The organism is Deltaproteobacteria bacterium (assembly GCA_026712905.1).
GTDB lineage: Bacteria > Desulfobacterota > Binatia > UBA9968 > JAJDTQ01 > JAJDTQ01.
Genome location: JAPOPM010000259.1, coordinates 1 through 18398, shown reverse-complemented (window position 1 = coordinate 18398; position 18398 = coordinate 1). Strand labels below are relative to the sequence as shown.

Below are 18398 nucleotides of genomic sequence, written 5' to 3'. Positions count from 1 at the left end.
TATCTGCGGGGCATTCACGACGCCCAGGGCAACCTGATCGCCGGCACGACCGACAACAGCGGGGGCGAGGGCCGCAACGCGCGAAAGACCTTCACCGCCGAGACGAGCGGCACCTACTACGTGTCCGCCGGGGCCTGGGGCGACCAGGAGGGAACCTACAGACTCACGGCGACCGACCTCACGGACCTGGACGAAGCGCCCACGCAAGAAGACCCGCCCACGCAGGAAAACCCGCCCACGCCCGAGGATGCACCGACCTCGCAGCGCACGCCGGGTTCCGAACCGGAGGACGCCGATCTCCCGCAGGCTGTCACGACGCAGGGCCGGGTGAGCGTCAACGGTCCCCCGGTGACGGGAAAAATCGAATCCCTATGGGACCAGGATTGGTTCGCCGTCGAGCTGGTGGCGGGCCGGGAATACACGATCGACGTGCGCGGCCGGGAAACCGGCGACGGAACGCTGATCGATCCAACGATTTTCGGAGTGTTCGACAGTGAGGGTGACTGGATGCCGGGCACGTACGGGGACGATGGAGGGGTCGGCATCAATGCCCGGGTGTCGTTCACGGTGCCGGAAGATGGCACCTACTACGTGTCGCCGGCAGGCAACGGCGACACGTACAGCGGCATCGGCACGTATGAACTCGAGGTGCGGTCAAGCGACACCGAGGAAACCAGTGACGTGACCGGCGCGGACGAGGACGAGGCGCCGACCTTCGTCGAGGCGCGCTACACTTTCGTCCTGGCGGAGAACGTGGACGGGAGCGAGACTCCGGTCGCGCTCGGCACGGTGGCGGCAAACGACCCAGAGGGCGCGGCGCCGACGTACAGCATCGTGGGCGGCAACGAGTCGGGGCTGTTCACGATCAACGCGGCGACGGGGGAGTTGTTCTACACGGGCGCCGGCGAGGACTACGAGTCAGGCACGACAGGCCACGAGCTGACGGTCCGGGCGAGCGACGGCAGCCTGCACAGCGACGTGGCGGTCAGCGTCAGCGTCACCGATGTAGACGAGCCTCTCCCGACCGTTTCCGAGGGGAGCACGGATCTCCCGGCGGGTATCGACACCACGGGCCGCGTCCTGGTCGGCGAGTCGGCATCCGGCGAAATCCGAGCCCGGGACGACCGCGACTGGTTCGCGGTGGAGTTGACGGCCGGGACCACCTACCTCTTCGCGCTGGAGGGGTCGGGAACGGAAGCCGGGACGCTGTCGGAGCCGTATCTGGCCGGGATTTACGATGCGGAAGGGGGCTTGATGGGCGGCACGTCGGGCCACCACCGTGGCGAGGGCCGCAACGTACGGGTGGCCTTCACCGCACCGGAGGACGGCACCTACTACGCGTCGGCGGGAGCGGAAGGAGACCAGCAAGGCAGCTACCGGCTGACGGTGACGAAAGCTACGAGCTCGATCCACGTGTCGGATGCGGAGGCGCACGAGTCGGACGGCGTGCTGGTATTCCGCGTGAGCCTGGACGAGGCGTCGGCCCAGCCGGTGACGGTGCGCTATGCGACGGCGGACGGGACGGCGGTGGCGGGCGAGGACTACGAGCCGGTGTCCGGAGAGCTGGAGTTTGCGCCGGGTGAGACCGAGAAGGACGTTGAGGTCCCGCTGATCGACGACAGTGTGGAGGACAGCGGCGAGACGTTCGGTCTTTGGCTGGGCGACGCGGTGGGGGCGTTGCTGGCGGATTCGGAGGCGACGGGCACGATCTACAACAGCGAACTCGCGATGACGGTTTCGGAGGGGACGATGGACTTCCCCGCCGACACGAGCACGCCGGGTCGTGTCGTGGTCGGCGAGACGGCGGCGGGAAGAATCGATCCCAAGAAGGAAAGGGACTGGTTTGCGGTGGAGTTGGAGGCCGGCAAGACCTACCGGATCGAGTTGGAGGGACAGCCTCGGCAACTGTGGAAACCCCACCTGTGGAATCCCTACCTGTACGGCATTCACGATTCCGAGGGCAACCTTATTCCCGGCACGACGGACGAATATCACGGTCTAGGCTATAACGCCGCGATGGTGACTTTCACCCCGACGGTTGCGGGCACGTACTACGTGTCCGCCGGCGGCGGTAGACACCAACATGTTTGGGGTCTCTACGCCTCGGGCCCCTACTGGCTATCGGTGACGGATGCCGGAGCTCTCGACACGCTGACGGCCGGGACGGACACGACGGGCACGGTGGCGGTGAACGGCACCACGTTGGGCGCGATCGACTATGGCCGCGACCGCGACTGGTATGCGGTGGAGTTGCAGGAGGGCAGAACGTACTGGTTCGACGTGGAGGGCGAAAGCACCGGCGCCGGCGACCTGGAGGACCCCTACCTGCGCGGCATCTACGATTCCGATGGAACAGTGATCGCCGGCACGACGGACAACAACTCCGGCATCGGCCGCAACGCATGGTTGATCTATATCGCCAAGGAAACGGGCACCCACTACATGTCCGCCGGTTCCGTCGGCCAGTACAGGGGGACCTACAGAGTGGGGGTGACGGACATTACGGACGCTTACATGCAGACATTCGACCCCGACATGACCCCCAGCCTCGCAGTGGATGGATCGGTCACGAGCAGCATCGACGCGGCAGGCGACCGAGACTGGTACGCGATGACGTTGGAGGCCAACGTGATCTATCGGGTGCTCATGGAGGGTTCGTACCTGGGCGCCGGAACCCTTGGAAACCCGTACCTGTACGGCATACACGATTCCGACGGCAACCTGATCGCCAGAACGACGAACGACAACGGCGCCCGCCGGAATCCGGACAGTTGGGTGTTTTTCAGGCCGTCGGAAGCCGGCACCTACTACGTGTCCGCGGGCGCCCATCGCGCCGATACGGGGACCTACAAGCTATCGCTGAAAAATACTATAAGCGGCGATGCGCAGACGGCAGGGACCGACACGAGCGGGCGCATCGGCGGGACTCAAACGGTCTTGGGCGAGATCGACTATCCCTATGATGCGGATTGGTATGCGGTGGAGATGGAGGCTGGCGGGACCTACCTCTTCGATTTGGACGGAATTTGGCTGCGGGAAATAGCGGATACACTTCTGGAAGACCCGTTCCTGGCCGGGATCTACGATTCCGCCGGTAACCTGATCCCCGGCACGGAGGACAACAATGGCGGATTCTGGCTGGACAGTCATAAGACCTTCCGGCCGGCGGAAACCGGCACCTACTACGTCTCTGCCCGTTCGTTCGGCAGCGGTACGGGGCCCTACAAACTAGAGTTGACGACGGACCTGCATTCGGCCTGGACCAACACGATCGGGCGGCTCCCCGTGGACGGATCGGTGCAGGGCGATATTGCCTGGGATCGCGACCGGGACTGGTTCGCGGTAACCCTGGAGGCCGGCGACCTGTACCGGTTCAACCTGTCAGGGGCCAGGCGCGTCTGGATTGAAGGGATCTACGATTCGGACGGCACCCGGGTTGAGTCCGGAGCCTGGGCCAGAGAGCCGTTGTTTCTCATGCCGTCGGAAGACGGTACCTACTACGTGGGCATCGTGGGCAGGCGATCCAAATACAAGGAGACGGTATCGTACACGCTGTCGGTGGAGGATCTCTCGGGGGCGTCCGTGGCCGACAGGAGCACCAGCATCGAGGTGGGTGGATCTGTCAGGGGCGCGATCAGCTACGACGGCGAGGTGGACTGGGTTGCGTTTGAACTGGAAGCCGGCACGGCCTACCGCATCGACATAGACCCTGAGTCCACATACCGTGGCAAGGTTGCCGCGCATCTGTGGGGGGTCTATGATTCCGACGTCGAGTTGGTTCCCGACACGACGAACACCGCGACCAGGTACGGCAACACCCACAGGATTGAGTTCACCCCGTCGGCAGACGGCACCTACTACGTGGCCGCCGGTGCGGGAGGTGACGTTCTCACCCATGACTACACCCTGTCGGTGGAAGAGTTGTAGGGATCAGCGCCAGCCGCGTCAGGTCTCGGTCCTTTCAATCCTGCCCTGCCGCGGCCCGGTCGGCCATCACCACCGCCGTGTCCTGCGCCACTCGGCCCGCGGGGATGGCGGCGTCGCCGTTGCGTAGGCGCCGCAGCATCTCGCGCTTGTCCGCACCGGTCACCACCCAGAGAATTCGCCTCGCCCTGTCCAGCACCGGAAACGTAAGCGTCATGCGCCGGCGGCCCTGATAGACGCCGGTCGCGGCCACCCTTGCGTCGCGGATTTCCAGCTCCGGCGCTCCCGGGACCAGCGACGCCGTGTGGCCGTCGGGACCGAGGCCCAGGTGGACCAGGTCCAGGCGCCCTGACGGCGCCGTCAACCGCTCCAGCGTGCCGGCATATTCGCGTGCGGCCGCATCCAGGTCCGGTGTCTCCACCGGCATGGGGTGGATCTGATCGGACCGGAGGGGCGTATGCGCCAGGCTCTCGAGCAGGTGCGTCAGGTTGCGGTCCGGGTGGCCCGCCGGGGCCACGCGCTCGTCCACCTGCACGACCTCCACCGCATCCCAAGGCACTTCCTCCTCCGCCAGCGCCCGCAGCATCACCCACGGCGTCCGCCCGCCGCTCGCGGCGAATACGAATCGTCCGCGGGCACCAACCGCGGCGCGCGCGGCATCCGCGATGAAGGCGGCCGCGCGCCGCGCCACCGCATCGCTGTCCGGCAATATCTCGATGTCCATGGCCGGACTTCCGGCTATTTCTTGTCCGGCAGCTCCTCGTGGCCGCCGAACTGGAAGCGCATGGCCGAGAGCAGCTTGTCGCCGAAGTCCGCTTCCCCGCGGGAGCTGAAGCGCTCGAACAGGGCCGCGGTGAGGACGTGGGCGGGCACCGCCTCGTCCACGGCCGCGTGGATGGTCCAGCGACCTTCCCCGGAATCGGACACCCGGCCGGCGAACCGCCCCAGCTCCGAGTCCTCGAGCAACGCGTTGGCGGTGAGGTCCAGCAGCCAGGAGGTGACCACGCTGCCGCGCCGCCACAACTCCGCCACCTCTCCCAGGTCGAAGTCGTACTGGTAGTGCTCCGGATCCCTCAACGGCGTCTGTTCCGCGCTGGCGGCCCGCCCCTGTTTGCCGATGTTGGCGTGCTTCAGGATGTTGAAACCCTCGGCGTAGGCCGCCATGAGACCGTACTCGATGCCGTTGTGGACCATCTTGACGAAGTGGCCCGCGCCATTGGGGCCGCAGTGCAGGTAGCCGTGCTCCGCGGTGCCCTTGCCCGGCGGCCGGCCCGGGGTGGGCGGCGCCTCGTCGATGCTGGGGGCCAGCGTGGCGAAGATCGGATCGAGATGTTCCACCACGCCCGTCTCGCCGCCGATCATTTGGCAATAACCCCGGTCCAGTCCCCAGACGCCGCCGCTGGTGCCGACGTCCACGTAGTGGATGCCCTTGGCCTGCAGTTCGCGGGCGCGCCGGATGTCGTCGACGTAATTCGAGTTGCCGCCGTCGATCAGGATATCGTCCGCTTCCAGGTGCTCCACGAAGGAGCCGATGGTCTGGTCCACCACGGCCGCGGGCACCATCATCCACACCGCCCGGGGCTTGTCGAGCTTCGCCACCAGTTCGGCGAGCGAGCCGCTCCCCACCGCGCCATCCTGCACCAGTCCCTGGACGGCGTCGGCGTGCCTGTCGAAGGCAACCACTTGGTGCCCAGCCTTGATCAGCCGCCGCGCCATGTTGCCGCCCATCCTTCCCAAACCGATGATGCCCAACTGCATGCCAGCCTCCTTGGGTACGCTGTTTCTTGTCGAGGATGTCTCCTAAGGGGACATCTTAACACACCGGCACCACCGGAAGGACCCACCGCGGCAACACGATAGTATTGCCCTTCCGGATACGATAAAGTGTGCGCGACATGTACGCTCCCATCGAGAACCACGGCGTCATCGGCGACCTTCACACGGTCGCCCTGGTGGGTGACAACGGCTCCATCGACTGGTTCTGTTATCCGCGTTTCGACTCGCCCAGCGTCTTCGGCGCCGTGCTCGACGACGCCAAGGGCGGACGTTTCGTCATCGGTCCGGACGTGGACAACGTCACCTGCCGGCAGTTGTACCTGCCCGATACGAACATCCTGATCACCCGTTTCATGACCGAGGAAGGCGTCAGCGAGGTCATGGACTTCATGCCGCCCGGACCGGCCGACGAGAACTACCACGGGCGCATCATCCGCATCGCCAAGGTGGTGCGCGGCACCATGTCGCTCAAGCTGGAATGCACGCCCGCGTTCGACTACGGACGCGGGGACCACACCGTGGAGGTGCGCGACAACCGCGCGGTGTTCCAGAGCGACGGTCTCGGCTGCATGCTGAAGCTGTCCCAGAGCGGCCACCGCACGGTCGTGTCCATGCGCCCGGACGGCAACGGCGGGGTGGTCGCCAGCGGCACGCTGCACGAGAACAGCGTGCTGGCGGCGGTGTTCCAGGGGGTCGACGACCGCGGCATCGACTGCGACTGTCCGGAGGTGGACGGCTGCCTCGAGCTGCTGGAGGACACCGAGCGCTACTGGCACCAGTGGCTGCGCCAGTCCCGCTACAGCGGCCGCTGGCGCGAGATGGTGGACCGCTCGGCGCTGGTGCTGAAACTCCTGTGCTACGAGCCCACCGGCGCCATCGTGGCCGCGCCCACCTGCAGCCTGCCGGAGAACATCGGCGGCGAGCGCAACTGGGACTACCGCTACACCTGGATCCGCGACGCCAGCTTCAGCCTGTACGGCCTCATGCGGCTGGGCTTCACCTACGAAGCGGGCCGCTTCATGGGCTGGCTCAAGGAACGCTGCGGCGACCTCAAGCCGGACGGCTCGCTGCAGATCATGTACGGCATCCGCGGCGAGAAGAACATCCCCGAGTCCACCCTCGACCACTGGGAAGGCTACCGGAAATCCTCGCCCGTGCGCATAGGCAACGCCGCCGCCGACCAGCTCCAGCTCGACATCTACGGCGAGATGATGGACTCGGTGTACCTGTTCAACAAGTACGGCACGCCTATCGACTCGGAGCTGTGGACCAACCTGTCACGCCTGATGGAGTGGGTGTGCGACCATTGGAACCAGCGTGACGAAGGCATCTGGGAGGTGCGGGGCGGACGCCAGCACTTCGTCTACTCCAAGCTCATGTGCTGGGTGGCCCTGGACCGGGGCGTGCGCCTGGCGGAGAAGCGTTCGTTCCCGGCCAACCGCGAGCGCTGGCTCAGGAACCGGGACGCCATCTACGAACGGATCATGACGGATGGCTTCAACAACGAACGCAACGCCTTCGTGCAGTCCTTCGGCAGCGACACGCTGGACGCCAGCAACCTGCTCATGCCGCTGGTCTTCTTCGTGTCCCCCACCGACCCCAAGATGCTCTCCACCCTGGAGGCCATCCACCGCCCGCCGCACGAGGGCGGCCTGGTGTCGGACAGCCTGGTGTACCGCTACGACGTGGCCCGGACGGCCGACGGGGTCGCCGGCGAGGAAGGCACCTTCAGCATGTGCACCTTCTGGCTGGTGGAAGCGCTCACCCGCGCCGGCCGGCTCGGCAACGCCCGCTTCATCTTCGAGAAGATGTTGAGCTACGCCAATCACTTGGGTCTCTACTCCGAGGAGACCGGCCCGCGGGGCGAGGCCCTTGGCAACTTCCCCCAGGCCTTCACCCACCTGGGCCTCATCAGCGCGGCGTTCAACCTCGACCGCAAGCTCGGGTCGAAGGACTGAAGCTCCGTCCGACGGGGTTGCGACAGCCCCCGGATTCACGTAGACACCACCCCGTAACAGCCAGCCGGGTCCGTGAGAACGCGCGGTCCCGAAACCATTCCAGGAACGGAGGAAGACGTATGTTTGCAAGAGTGCTCGTGGCATTGGCCGTGCTCGGCCTCACCCTCCCCGCCTTCGCGGAAGAGAAGATCTCCCCCGCGCTTCAGAAAGTAATCGAAGCCGCCAAGAAGGAAGGCGAGCTCAAGATCCAGTGGACGCCCGGCCGGCTCGGCGGGGACGTGGGCCTGCGCAAGATGGTCGCGGCCTTGAACAAGCGCTACGGGACCGATCTCAAGGTCCGCTACACCCCCGGACCCAGCTTCCCGCGCATGACCGCCAAGCTGCTGCAGGAACATGCCGCCGGCCAGCCGGCCAGCACCGACCTCCACCTGGGCACCTCGAACCACATCTCCCAGGGCACGGCCAAGGGCATGCTCACGCTGATGGACTGGGAGGGATTGCTGGAGCGGCCCAACCCCAAGGACGCCAACATCAACCGGACCGCCCCCAAGGGCGCGGCGGTGGCCATCGCTTCACGGGTGGTGGGCATCTCCTACAACTCGCGGCTGGTCAAGGGCGATGACGTCCCCACGAGCATGGAGGACGTCTTCAAGCCCAAGTTCAAGGGCAAAATCGCATCCACGCCCTACGCCACCGGGCTCTACCAGTTCGCCGCCGACGACATGCTCGGGCGCGAGCGCATGACCGACTACACCAAGCGCCTCGCCGCGCACATCGGCGGACTGATCATCTGCAACGCCCAGGATCGCCTCGCCAGCGGCGAGTTCCTGATGCTGGTGTTCGATTGCGGCCACGACGACGCGCTGCGCATGAGCCGCAAGGGCGCGCCCGTGAAGCAGGCCACCATCAAGGAGATCTCACGGGTCAACGTCATGTACCTGGGCGTGCCCAAGCATGCGCAGCGCCCCAACGCGGCCACCCTGTTCGCGGCATTCATGAACACGGCGGAGGGCCAGAAGCTCCAGTGGGACCTGGGCGGTCACGACCTGCACATCTACCCGGAGGCCAACACGCGCAAGCCGGTGCAGAAGATCGTCGCGGGCGGCGGCCTGCTCTTCATCGACACGGTGGAGCGCAACAACACGCACGATCCCAAGGCGCTCCGGAAGATCCAGGCGGAGTTCCGCAAGATCCTCAAGGACGGCGGCAAGTAGTCGCCGCGCGACCCGGGAGGCCACGCGTCTCCCGCGGTCCGATCAGCATCGGGGGCATGCCTTTCATCGAGTCCAAGGCATGCCCCCGATCAGTCGGGAACAAGTTGCCCGCACCCGAACCGAGAAAGGCCCGTCGCCGTGCGCCTGCCGCGTCTTAACGGCCGGGTTTCCCCGCTGTTGCCCGTCGCGCTGGCCCCCATGGCGCTCGTGGCGATGTTCATTCTGGTGATCGTGTGGGTGAGCTTCCAGAGCGGCACCCTCGGCACCGCCCATTCCAGCTATACCCTGGAGAACTACCACGATGTCCTTGGAGACTCCGAGATCTACGGCGTGCTGTGGAACACGCTTTGGTTTGCGTTTTCCACGGTTTTCTTCGCGCTGATCATCGGGCTTCCCATCGCCTGGCTCACCGAGCGCACCACGATTCCGGGAAAACCCGCCATCTACGTCATCATGACGCTGGGGCTCCTGATCCCCGGCATCTTCGTGGCCATGGGCTGGACGTTCATCGCCCACCCGCGCATCGGCTTCATCAACCGCTGGCTGGTGGACCTGTTGGGGCTGGATTCCGGCCCGGTCAACATCGCGACGCCCCTGGGCATGGGTTTCGTGCAGGGGCTGAACCTGGCGCCGCTGGCGTTCATCCTCACCACGCAGATGTTCCGCGCCATGAACCCCATGCTGGAGGAGGCGGCGCGCACCGCCGGCATGAGCGCCGCGGCCACGCTGCGCCGGGTGACGATTCCCCTGGCCATGCCCGCCATCATGGCCGCGGTCATCTACATCTTCATCGTCGGCATCGCCACCTTCGACGTGCCCGCGGTCATCGGGCTGGGCAACCGCGTCTACCTCTTCAGCACCTATCTGTTCACGCTGACGTTCCCCGAGGACATGGAGCCGCGCTACGGCATCACCGGCGCGGTGGGAGTGCTCATGATCGTGGTGGCGCTGGCGCTCACCGCGTGGTACGGCCGCGTGCTGCAGAAGGGCAACCGCTACCAGGTCATCACGGGCAAGGGCTACCGCCCCAAGATGCTGGACCTGGGCGGGTGGAACTGGGCCGCCTGGGGAATGATCGGAGTCTACGCCGTCCTCTCCAAGCTCGTGCCCATCGGGCTCGTCGGCTTCATCGCCTTCGCACCCTACGTCGCGCCGCCGTCCCTGGAGATGTGGGAACAGCTTTCGCTCAACAACTTCTACAACGTCAACTGGGAACTGGTCTGGCGCGGCATGAAGCATACGTTGATCCTGATGTTCGTGGTGCCGGCGCTGGTGCTGGTGTGCGCCTTCGCCATCTCGTGGCTGGTGGTGCGCACCCGCAGCCGCGGGCGTTACGCTTTGGAGTTCGGCGCCTTCCTGCCTCACACCGTGCCCGAACTGCTCTTCGCCATCGGCGCGCTGCTGGTGGCGCTGTTCGTGCTGAAGGATTACGTGCCCCTTTACGGCTCCGTGTGGCTCATCGCGCTGGTGTACCTGGTCACCCGCCTGCCCTTCGCCACCCGCGCCTTGAACGGCGCGCTCTTGCAGATACACAAGGAGCTCGAGGAAGCGGCCTACGTGTCCGGGATGACCATGTTGCGGGCCAGCCGCCGCGTGCTCCTGCCGCTGTTGCGCCCCACCCTCATGTCCGTGTGGATCTGGACCGCCCTGCTGGTCTATCGCGAGGTTACCGTGGCGGTGTTCCTCGCCACCGAGAGCAACATCACCCTCACCGCGGTGGTGTGGAGTTACTGGGCCGCGGCCGGCATGACCGAAGCCTCGGTGGTGACGACCCTGATGATCCTGTTCTTCTCGCCGCTATTGCTGCTGTTCTGGATCTTCGGCCGGCGCAGCGCCCTGGCGGAAGAGTGAGACAAACGGCTGTTGGAGCCTCGTTCATGATCAGCATTCGCAAGCTGGAAAAGATATTCGACTCGTCCCGCGGCCCGGTGCGCGCCGTCGACGGCATCGACCTGGAAGTGGCCGAAGGCGAGTTCATGGTACTCCTGGGGCCCAGCGGCTGCGGCAAGACCACCACCCTGCGCTGCGTGGCCGGCCTGGAGCGGCCCGACGGCGGCTCCATCGAAATCGACGGCGAACTGGTGGACAGCGCCGAGGGCGGGTCCTATGTGCCGCCCGAGCGGCGCGACATCGGCATGGTGTTCCAGAGCTACGCCGTGTGGCCCCACCTGAACGTGCTGCAGAACGTGGTCCTGCCGCTCACCGAGGGACAGCGGCGCATCCCACGGTCGGAGGTGCGGGACCGGGCACAGGAAGCGCTCCGGCTCGTGCGGCTGGAAGGGCTGGAGGAACGCCCGGTCACGGACCTGAGCGGCGGCCAGCAGCAACGCGTGGCGCTGGCCCGGGCGGTGGTGACGCGGCCCAAGGTGCTGCTCATGGACGAGCCCCTGAGCAACCTCGACGCGCGCCTGCGCGACCAGATGCGCGACGAGCTGCGGCGCATCGCCGAATCCGTGAGCGTCACCTCCCTCTACGTCACCCACGATCAGGCCGAGGCCCTGAGCCTGGGCGACCGCGTGTGCGTCATGAACGAGGGACAGATCCTCCAACTCGCCACGCCCAAGGAGGTTTACTCCGAGCCGTCCAGCCTCTTCGTCGCGCGCTTCGTCGGCGAGATGAACTTCCTCCCGGCCAAGGTGCTCGACGCCGGCCGAGTGGAGTCGGGCCTGGGCGCCATCGAATGCGCCGTGCCGTCCGGCTGCGCGCCGGGTGCGGCGGTCACGCTGGGCATCCGCCCCGAGCACATCGGCATCGCCGTGGGCGAGTCGCCGGCCGGCCTGCGCGGCCAGGTGCTGCGCCAGACGTACCTGGGCGACACGCTTCACTGCCAGGTACAGGTGGGCGAGGTGGAGCTGACGGTCCGGGCGGTGGGCGACGCCGAGTACGCCCGCGGTGAGACGGTCGCGGTCTCTTTGCTCGACAAGGGCTGGCACGTGTTCCCTGAAGCTTGAAGGAGAGTCCCCATGTCTTTGATCGTCAGCGCCGAGCAGACTCGCGAACTGGTGGATATGACCCAGTGCATCCGCCTCCTCGACCGAATGTTCCGGGACCGGGCCGCCGGCAAGGTGCGAACCCTTCCACGCCGGAGACTCCAGGGCAGTTCCAAGCAGCTCAACATCATGGCGGCGTGGCACCAGGACACGGATCTCATCGCGCTGCGCAGCTACGTTGCCAAGGCCAACACCATCTCGCTGTACGACGGCGCCGCCGGCGCGCTCCAGGTGATCATGAGCGCCGCCTATCTCAGCAGCCTGCGCACCGGCGCGGCCACCGGCGTGGCGGCCAAGTACCTGGCCCCACCGAAGCCCGCCGTGCTGGGTCTCATCGGCCCGGGGTGGCAGGGCACGTTCCAGGTGGAGGCCGTGGTCAAGGCCTGCCGGCCCAAGCAGGTGCTGGTGTACGGCCGCAACGCCGCGCGCCGGCAATCCTTCATCGAGACCATGCGCAAGGTCGTGAAGACACCCTTCCGGGTGGCCGGCTCCCTGGACGAGGTCGAGAGCGAGTCCGACATCCTGGTGATCTCCACCAGCTCCACCACCCCCATCGTCGACGGCCGGAGGCTCAAGGACGACGTCCTCGTCGCCACCATCGGCGCCAACTCGACCGTGAAACACGAGGTGTCCGGGCGGCTCGTCAGGTCCATGGACCTGGTGGTCACCGACGATCTCGCCACCGCGCGGCACTGCAGCGGCGACCTCGTCGACGCCTGTGCCAGGAGGCAACTGCGCTGGCGCGACGTCGTGCCGCTGGAAACCATCGTCTCCGACGGTGTCCCGGGCCGAGCCCGCAAGGTGCTGTTCCAGTCCAACGGGATCCCGGACGAGGACCTGGCGGTGGGGACGTACGTGTTGCGCCAGGCGCTGCGGAAGAAGATGCGGTTGCGGGAGATAAAGGAGTTCTGAGTAAACCGGGAGGCGAAGAAGTTCGGCCTTCTTCGCCTCCCATTATCGGTTCAGTCGATCACGCCGTACAGCCGCTTCGCGGAATCCGCCAGCAGCCATTTCTTGTCCTCGGGAGACAGGTCCTCGCGCCGGCCGAGGTGGTCGATGTTCTCCGGGAACTCCATGTCCCAGTGGGGGTAGTCGGACGCGTAGTAGAGAACGTCCGGGCTCAGCCACTTGCCCGTCTCGCCGATGAACGGTTCGTAGTCCTCGGCGTGGAAGTAGATGTTGCCGTTGCGCACGTACTCGCTGGGCTTCTTCTTGCACAGCGGCGCTTCCGCCTGGCCGCGCTTCTCCCATTCCTCGTCCATGCGTCCGGCCCAGTAGGGCGCCCATGAGCAGCCCGCCTCCATGAACGCCACCCGGAGGTTCGGAAACCGGTCCATCACGCCGCGGAAGATCATGCTGGTCATCTGCATCATCTGGGCGAAGGCATGGGACAGGGTATGGACCTCGATGAACTGGTCGAAACCGTCCGCGCCGAAATACTGCGGCCCGCGCACCGTGGCGTGCACGCCCACCATGCAGTTGAGCTTCTCCGCCTCCTCGTAGATGGGCCAGTAGTCCTGGTGCCCCAGCGGCAACCGCAGCCCCACCGCCGGCAGCATCAACCCCGTCAGCTCCAGCTCCTGGACCGCCCGGCGCAGCTCCTTGACCGCCTCGGGCACGTCCTGAAAGGACACCAGCGCCACCCCCTTGAGCCTGGGGCTGACCTTCTGGAACTCCTCGGAGACGAAGTCGTTCCACGCCTTGCACAGGGCCACCGCCAGGTCGGGCTCGCGGATCCAGCCGATGCCCAGACCACCGGTCGGATAGAGGTACGCGGTGGTGAGGCCGCCCTCGTCCATGGCGTTGAGCCACGTCTTCGCGTCACCCGCCGTCGTCCCCAGGGTTCCGCCGATGGAACGGTCCCAGTTGTCGATCGGGTAGAGGGTCGCCGTCCGGTCCACCCAAGGCGTCTCCATATACTGCTTGAGCTGCTCGTCACTCTCGGTGATGTGCCCGTCCGCATCGATGACTTCGATGTCTCTGGCCATGGTTTCCTCCTCGATTGGTTTGGTCGGTTGAAAGAGTGCCGGCGGCGCGGAGTTGACTGGATGCCGTACTCGGTCACGCGATGGAGTGCATCCGGCGCCGAGGGAACGAACAGTCTCGACTCTATGGCCATCGCCGCTACGTTGTCAAGACAGCCGGGGGTCGGCTAGTGTGGTGTCTATATCGGGACCGGAGGGAGTAGAACAGCGATCATGGAATTCGGGATGCAGTTCTTTCCTTGCGTGGGGCCGGCCCACCGTTCGGCGGCCGCGTACTTCGACGACTGCCTGAGGCTGTGCGAGCTGTGCGACGAGTACGGCTACACCCGCATCCGCACGGTGGAGCACTACTTCCACTTCTACGGGGGCTACAGCCCGAACCCCATCGTGTTTCTCACCGCGGCCTCTCAGCGCAGCGCGGCCGCGCGCCTGGTCACCGGCGCGGTGCTGCCGGTATTCAACAACCCGCTCAAGCTCGCGGGCGAGATCGGCATGCTCGACGCCATCTCCGGCGGGCGGCTCGAAGTCGGTTTCGCGCGCGCGTTCCTGCCCCACGAGTACCAGCGTTTCGGCATCTCGCCGGACGAGTCGGTGGCGCGTTTCGACGAGGGCATGGCACAGGTGCGCCGTCTGCTCGAAGAGGAGAACGTCACCGACAAGGGGCGGTTTCACAGCTTCGAGAACATCCCCTCGCTGCCGCGCCCGACGCAGAAGCCGCGCCCCCGGTTCTGGACCGCGGCCCTCGCCACCCCGCGGTCATTCGAAAAGGCCGGGGCGCAGGGGAACTGGATCATGGCCATCCCGATCGCCCGCTCCGCCATGCGCGAGCTGTGCGGCATCTACCGCGAAGCATGGGACAAGGCCGGCCATCCGGGCAAGGGCCGCGTGATGCTCGCCTTCCACATGTACTGCCACGAAGACGCGGACGAAGCGGCGCGGATCGCGCGCGGTCCCTTGAACCGTTATCTGGCAGCGCTGGTCGACGCCGCATCGGGCTGGATCACCGGCGCCTCCTCCGCCGACTACAAGGGCTACGACAAGATCATCGCCGCCCTCAAGCGCGAGACCTTCGAGTCCCAGGTGGAGAGCGGCGCGGCCTGGGTCGGCACGCCGAATCAACTGGCGGAGCGGATCGCCGCCTATGACGAGGTGGTGGGCGGCATCGACGACGCCTCGCTGCAGGTCAACTTCAACGACATGAGCCTCGACGACGCCGAACGTTCGGTTCGCCTGTTCGGCGAAGAAGTGATGCCGGGTTTCGGCGCCGTGAAAGCGGCGGCGAAGTAGTCCGCCTGCCCAGCCGGGATCGCTTCGACACACAGGTGTGCTCATCGTCACGGTGCTTGACACCAGCCCCCCACCTGAATAAACATGGCGATTTTCAAACGGCGCGGGAAACGTCATCCGCGCCGGCAAACCGGCGACTACCGCCTTGACGGAGGTGTAACCATGACTCGTCTTTTTCATGCCGTAGTTATCGGCTTCGCGGCACTCCCGCTTTTCGCCGTCCCGAGCCACGCGGAGTTCCCGGAAAAGAATATCAACAGTGTCGTCACCTTCTCACCCGGTGGGGGCTTCGACACCATCTCGCGGGCCATCACCCGCTTCGGCGAGAAGTATCTGCCCAAGGGCGTCAAGATGATCGTCAAGAACGTCACCGGGGCCGGCGGCATCACCGGCACCGTCTATCTCTACCGCTCCAAGCCCGACGGCTACACCATCGGACAACTGCACGGCGGCATGATGGCCGTGCCGTTTCTGAGGGGCGTCAAGAAGACGGGCTACGACTACGAGAAGTTCACCTGGGTGGCGCGGGTCGGCGGCGAGCCCTACGCCCTGCTCTTGCGCAAGGACTCCAAGTACAAGTCGCTGGAGGACTTGCAGAGGTCCAAACGCGTGACCTGGGGTCTCGAGGCCATCGGCGTCGGACGTTGGGTGGACGCCTTCATTGCGGCCGCCGAGTTGGGCATCGACTACCAGGTCGTGTCCGGCTACCGCGGCACCGGCGAGAACCTGCCCGGCCTGTTGCGGGGGGACTACGACGTCTTCTTCCAGCCCATCGACCATCCCTCCGTGGTGCCGTACCTCAAGACCGGCGAGATCCGGCCGGTCCTGACCATGGGACCGAAGAGGGCCATCAACGCTCCCGATGTCCGCACCGCCATCGAGGCGGGGTACAACGTCACGGTGTCTTCAGCCCGCCACATAGCGGCCCCCCCGAAAACCCCGGCCAAGGTGGTGAAAGTCCTGGAGACGTTGCTCATGAAGGCCATGAACGACAAGGACTACGATGCGTTCATCAAGAAGTCGGGGCTCGTGCTAGATCCGGGCGGCACCGCGCGGGCCAACAAAGACATCGCGGACCTCGCGGCGCTCTACCGGAAGTACTCGCCCGCGATGAAGAAGGCCCTGAAGCAGTAGGCCACGGTTCCTGCCGGTCGCACGTTGACAAGTAGCTACCATTTGTCACCATGCGATCGGTGGGAATCAAGGCACTCAACAACCGGCTGAGCGAGTACATCCGGCTGGCCGCATCCGGCGAAACCGTCCTGGTAACGGACAGGGACCGCGTGGTGGCGGAAATCGGCCCTCCGAAGGAGACGCGGAGCCCGTTTCTCGCGGACGCCATGTTGGCGGAGGCGGTACGTGCCGGTTGGTTGACACCCCCGGTGCTGCGTTTTAATCCAGTCGAGCGAACGTCCCCGTTACACCCCGTTCCGCAGCACCTTCCCCGCCCGCTCCCCGGTGGGCTCGCCGCCCTCCAGTGACACCTCTCCGTTGACCAGGACGGTATGAATGCCGTCCGCATACTGGGCCAACCGGGCGGCGCCGCCGGGGAAGTCGTGCAACAGCTCGGGCTCGCGGGGGGCGACGGTGGCGGGGTCGAACACCGTCACGTCCGCGGCCATTCCCTCTTCAAGCCGGCCGCGGTCGGCAATGCCGCAGATGTCGGCCTGCATGGAGGTGAGCTTGCGCACCCCCTCCTCCAGGGTCAGGTCGCCGCGCTCGCGCACGTACTTGGCCAGCAGCAGGGTGCAGTAGCCGAAGCCCGCGTCGATGGCCACGTGGGCGCCGGCGTCGGACTGGCCCAGTACGGTGTAGGGGTTCGCCACGATGGCGCCGACGGCATCGGCGTCGCCGTTGGTGTGGGCGGTCTGGAAACCGGTTTCCAGGTTTTCCTCCAGGCACAGGTCCATGAAGGCGTCGAAGACGTCCTTGCCCACGGAGCGGGCGTAGTCGGCCACGTTGGCGCCCTTGAGATGGGCGTTCTTCTCGGTGGCGGGCTTGACGATGTAGACGATGTCCCAGCGCCGGTGGAAGGCCGAGGTGCTGGTGTCCTCCACCACCTCCCAGCGCAGCTTCTTGCGCACTTCCGGGTCCTGGAAGGCGGCCCGGCGTTCCTCGATGGGGCTGAACATGAGGCCGCGCCAGGTGGGGAACTCGTCGAACTCCTGACCGTCGATGAGGTTGAAGCGGTTGTTGAAGGGGCGGACGTTGGTGTTGGCCCAGGCCTGGGCGCCGCGCTCGAAGCCCTTCACCGTGGCGTCCAGCAGCTCGCGCCACTCATCCGGTCTGGCCCAGCGGTGCAGGATGGAGTTCCACACCACCGGACGGCCGGTGCGCAGCGAGAAGTCGGCCAGCGAGGCCACCCGCTCGGCGTTCTGGCCCGCGGAACTCATCTGGATGACGCCGCGGTTCAGGTCCGTAAGCACCTGCCCCAACGCTTCCAGCTCTTCCCATTCCGCCAGCCGGCTCGGCAGCGGCTCGCCGTCCTCGCGGAAGTGGCGCTCGTTGCGGTTGGTGGAGAAGCCCAGGAGCCCGGCGTTGAGCGCGTCGCGCAGGAGCACCTGCATGGCCGCGACCTCGTCCGGGGTGGCGGCGCGCTTGATGGCGTCCTCGCCCATGACGTACTGGCGCAGCGGGCAGTGGCCCACAAGCATGCCGACGTTGAGCGCCGGACGCATGGCCGCCACCGCGTCCATGTAGCCGGCCATGTCGGTCCAGCTCCATTCCACCGCGCGCCGCAGGAGGTCGATGTCCATGCCTTCCACGTGGGAGAAGGTCTGGAGCAGGATGTCCCGGTCCTCCGGCTTGCACGGGGCGAGGCTCAGGCCGCAGTTGCCGGTGACGATGCTGGTGACGCCGTGGTAGCAGGAACTCGTCACCTGGGGGTCCCACAGGAGCTGTGCGTCCATGTGGGTGTGGCCGTCGATGAAGCCGGGGGCGGCCACCAGGCCGTCGCCGTCCACCTCGCGCCGGGCCGCGCCGGCCTTGCCGCCCACCTGGCGGATGGTACCCCCCTCGACGGCCACGTCCCCCGTGTAACGAGGCTGGCCCGTGCCGTCACAGATGGTCGCGCCGCGAATCACGAAATCGTATGCCATGACGAGTCCTCCTGATTATCTTCAGATCGCCTGAATGATCACGTCCAGCAGAGCCGGCTTGCGCTCCTCCTTGACCACCGCCAGCGCCCGCCGGACCGCGGCCTGAATGTCCGCCGGATCCTCGATGGGTCCTTCACTGTATACGCCGAAGGACTTGGCCAGGGTA

At 66.2% G+C, this 18398-nt stretch carries 12 protein-coding genes; 8 read left to right on the top strand and 4 right to left on the bottom strand.

Going from position 1 to position 18398, the window contains the following annotated elements; genetic code table 11:
• Positions 1-3927 (top strand): pre-peptidase C-terminal domain-containing protein (locus tag OXF11_21615; protein MCY4489688.1); only part of this gene is annotated, 3927 nt, incomplete at its 5' end.
• Between the two features lie 34 nt (positions 3928-3961).
• On the opposite strand, the gene pgl is transcribed toward OXF11_21615, so the two are convergent.
• The gene (gene pgl / locus OXF11_21610; GenBank protein ID MCY4489687.1) at positions 3962-4648 is read right to left on the bottom strand and encodes a 6-phosphogluconolactonase; all 687 of its coding nucleotides are present in this window, start codon (positions 4646-4648) and stop codon (positions 3962-3964) included.
• 14 nt (positions 4649-4662) lie between these two features.
• Positions 4663-5682, bottom strand: coding sequence for a decarboxylating 6-phosphogluconate dehydrogenase (gene gnd / locus OXF11_21605; protein MCY4489686.1), 1020 nt, complete (start codon positions 5680-5682; stop codon positions 4663-4665).
• 137 nt (positions 5683-5819) lie between these two features.
• Between gnd and OXF11_21600 the strand changes: the two genes are divergently transcribed.
• The 5 genes from OXF11_21600 to OXF11_21580 all read left to right on the top strand — a co-directional run bounded on the left by OXF11_21600 (position 5820) and on the right by OXF11_21580 (position 12774).
• The gene (locus OXF11_21600; GenBank protein MCY4489685.1) at positions 5820-7658 is read left to right on the top strand and encodes a glycoside hydrolase family 15 protein; all 1839 of its coding nucleotides are present in this window, start codon (positions 5820-5822) and stop codon (positions 7656-7658) included.
• A 119-nt stretch (positions 7659-7777) separates the two neighbouring features.
• Complete coding sequence (locus OXF11_21595) at positions 7778-8872, top strand: extracellular solute-binding protein (GenBank protein MCY4489684.1); 1095 nt, start codon at positions 7778-7780, stop codon at positions 8870-8872.
• A 138-nt stretch (positions 8873-9010) separates the two neighbouring features.
• Positions 9011-10723 (top strand): iron ABC transporter permease, encoded by a 1713-nt coding sequence (locus OXF11_21590; protein MCY4489683.1) that lies wholly within the window; start codon positions 9011-9013, stop codon positions 10721-10723.
• Positions 10724-10749: 26 nt separating this feature from the next.
• Entirely contained in the window at positions 10750-11823 is a 1074-nt protein-coding gene (locus tag OXF11_21585; GenBank protein MCY4489682.1) for an ABC transporter ATP-binding protein, read from the top strand.
• Positions 11824-11835: 12 nt separating this feature from the next.
• Positions 11836-12774: a hypothetical protein gene (locus tag OXF11_21580; GenBank protein MCY4489681.1), complete on the top strand. Its 939-nt coding sequence runs from the start codon at positions 11836-11838 to the stop codon at positions 12772-12774.
• Positions 12775-12824: 50 nt separating this feature from the next.
• On the opposite strand, the gene OXF11_21575 is transcribed toward OXF11_21580, so the two are convergent.
• Complete coding sequence (locus tag OXF11_21575; GenBank protein ID MCY4489680.1) at positions 12825-13850, bottom strand: amidohydrolase family protein; 1026 nt, start codon at positions 13848-13850, stop codon at positions 12825-12827.
• A 210-nt stretch (positions 13851-14060) separates the two neighbouring features.
• Between OXF11_21575 and OXF11_21570 the strand changes: the two genes are divergently transcribed.
• On the top strand, positions 14061-15134 hold the full coding sequence (locus OXF11_21570; GenBank protein ID MCY4489679.1) for an LLM class flavin-dependent oxidoreductase: 1074 nt from the start codon (positions 14061-14063) through the stop codon (positions 15132-15134).
• Between the two features lie 162 nt (positions 15135-15296).
• Positions 15297-16268, top strand: coding sequence for a tripartite tricarboxylate transporter substrate binding protein (locus OXF11_21565; GenBank protein MCY4489678.1), 972 nt, complete (start codon positions 15297-15299; stop codon positions 16266-16268).
• A 284-nt stretch (positions 16269-16552) separates the two neighbouring features.
• Here the strand turns inward: OXF11_21565 and OXF11_21560 are convergent, their stop codons facing one another.
• A complete protein-coding gene (locus OXF11_21560) occupies positions 16553-18232 on the bottom strand; it encodes an amidohydrolase family protein (protein ID MCY4489677.1) in 1680 nt (559 codons plus the stop codon).
• Positions 18233-18398: the final 166 nt, after the last annotated feature.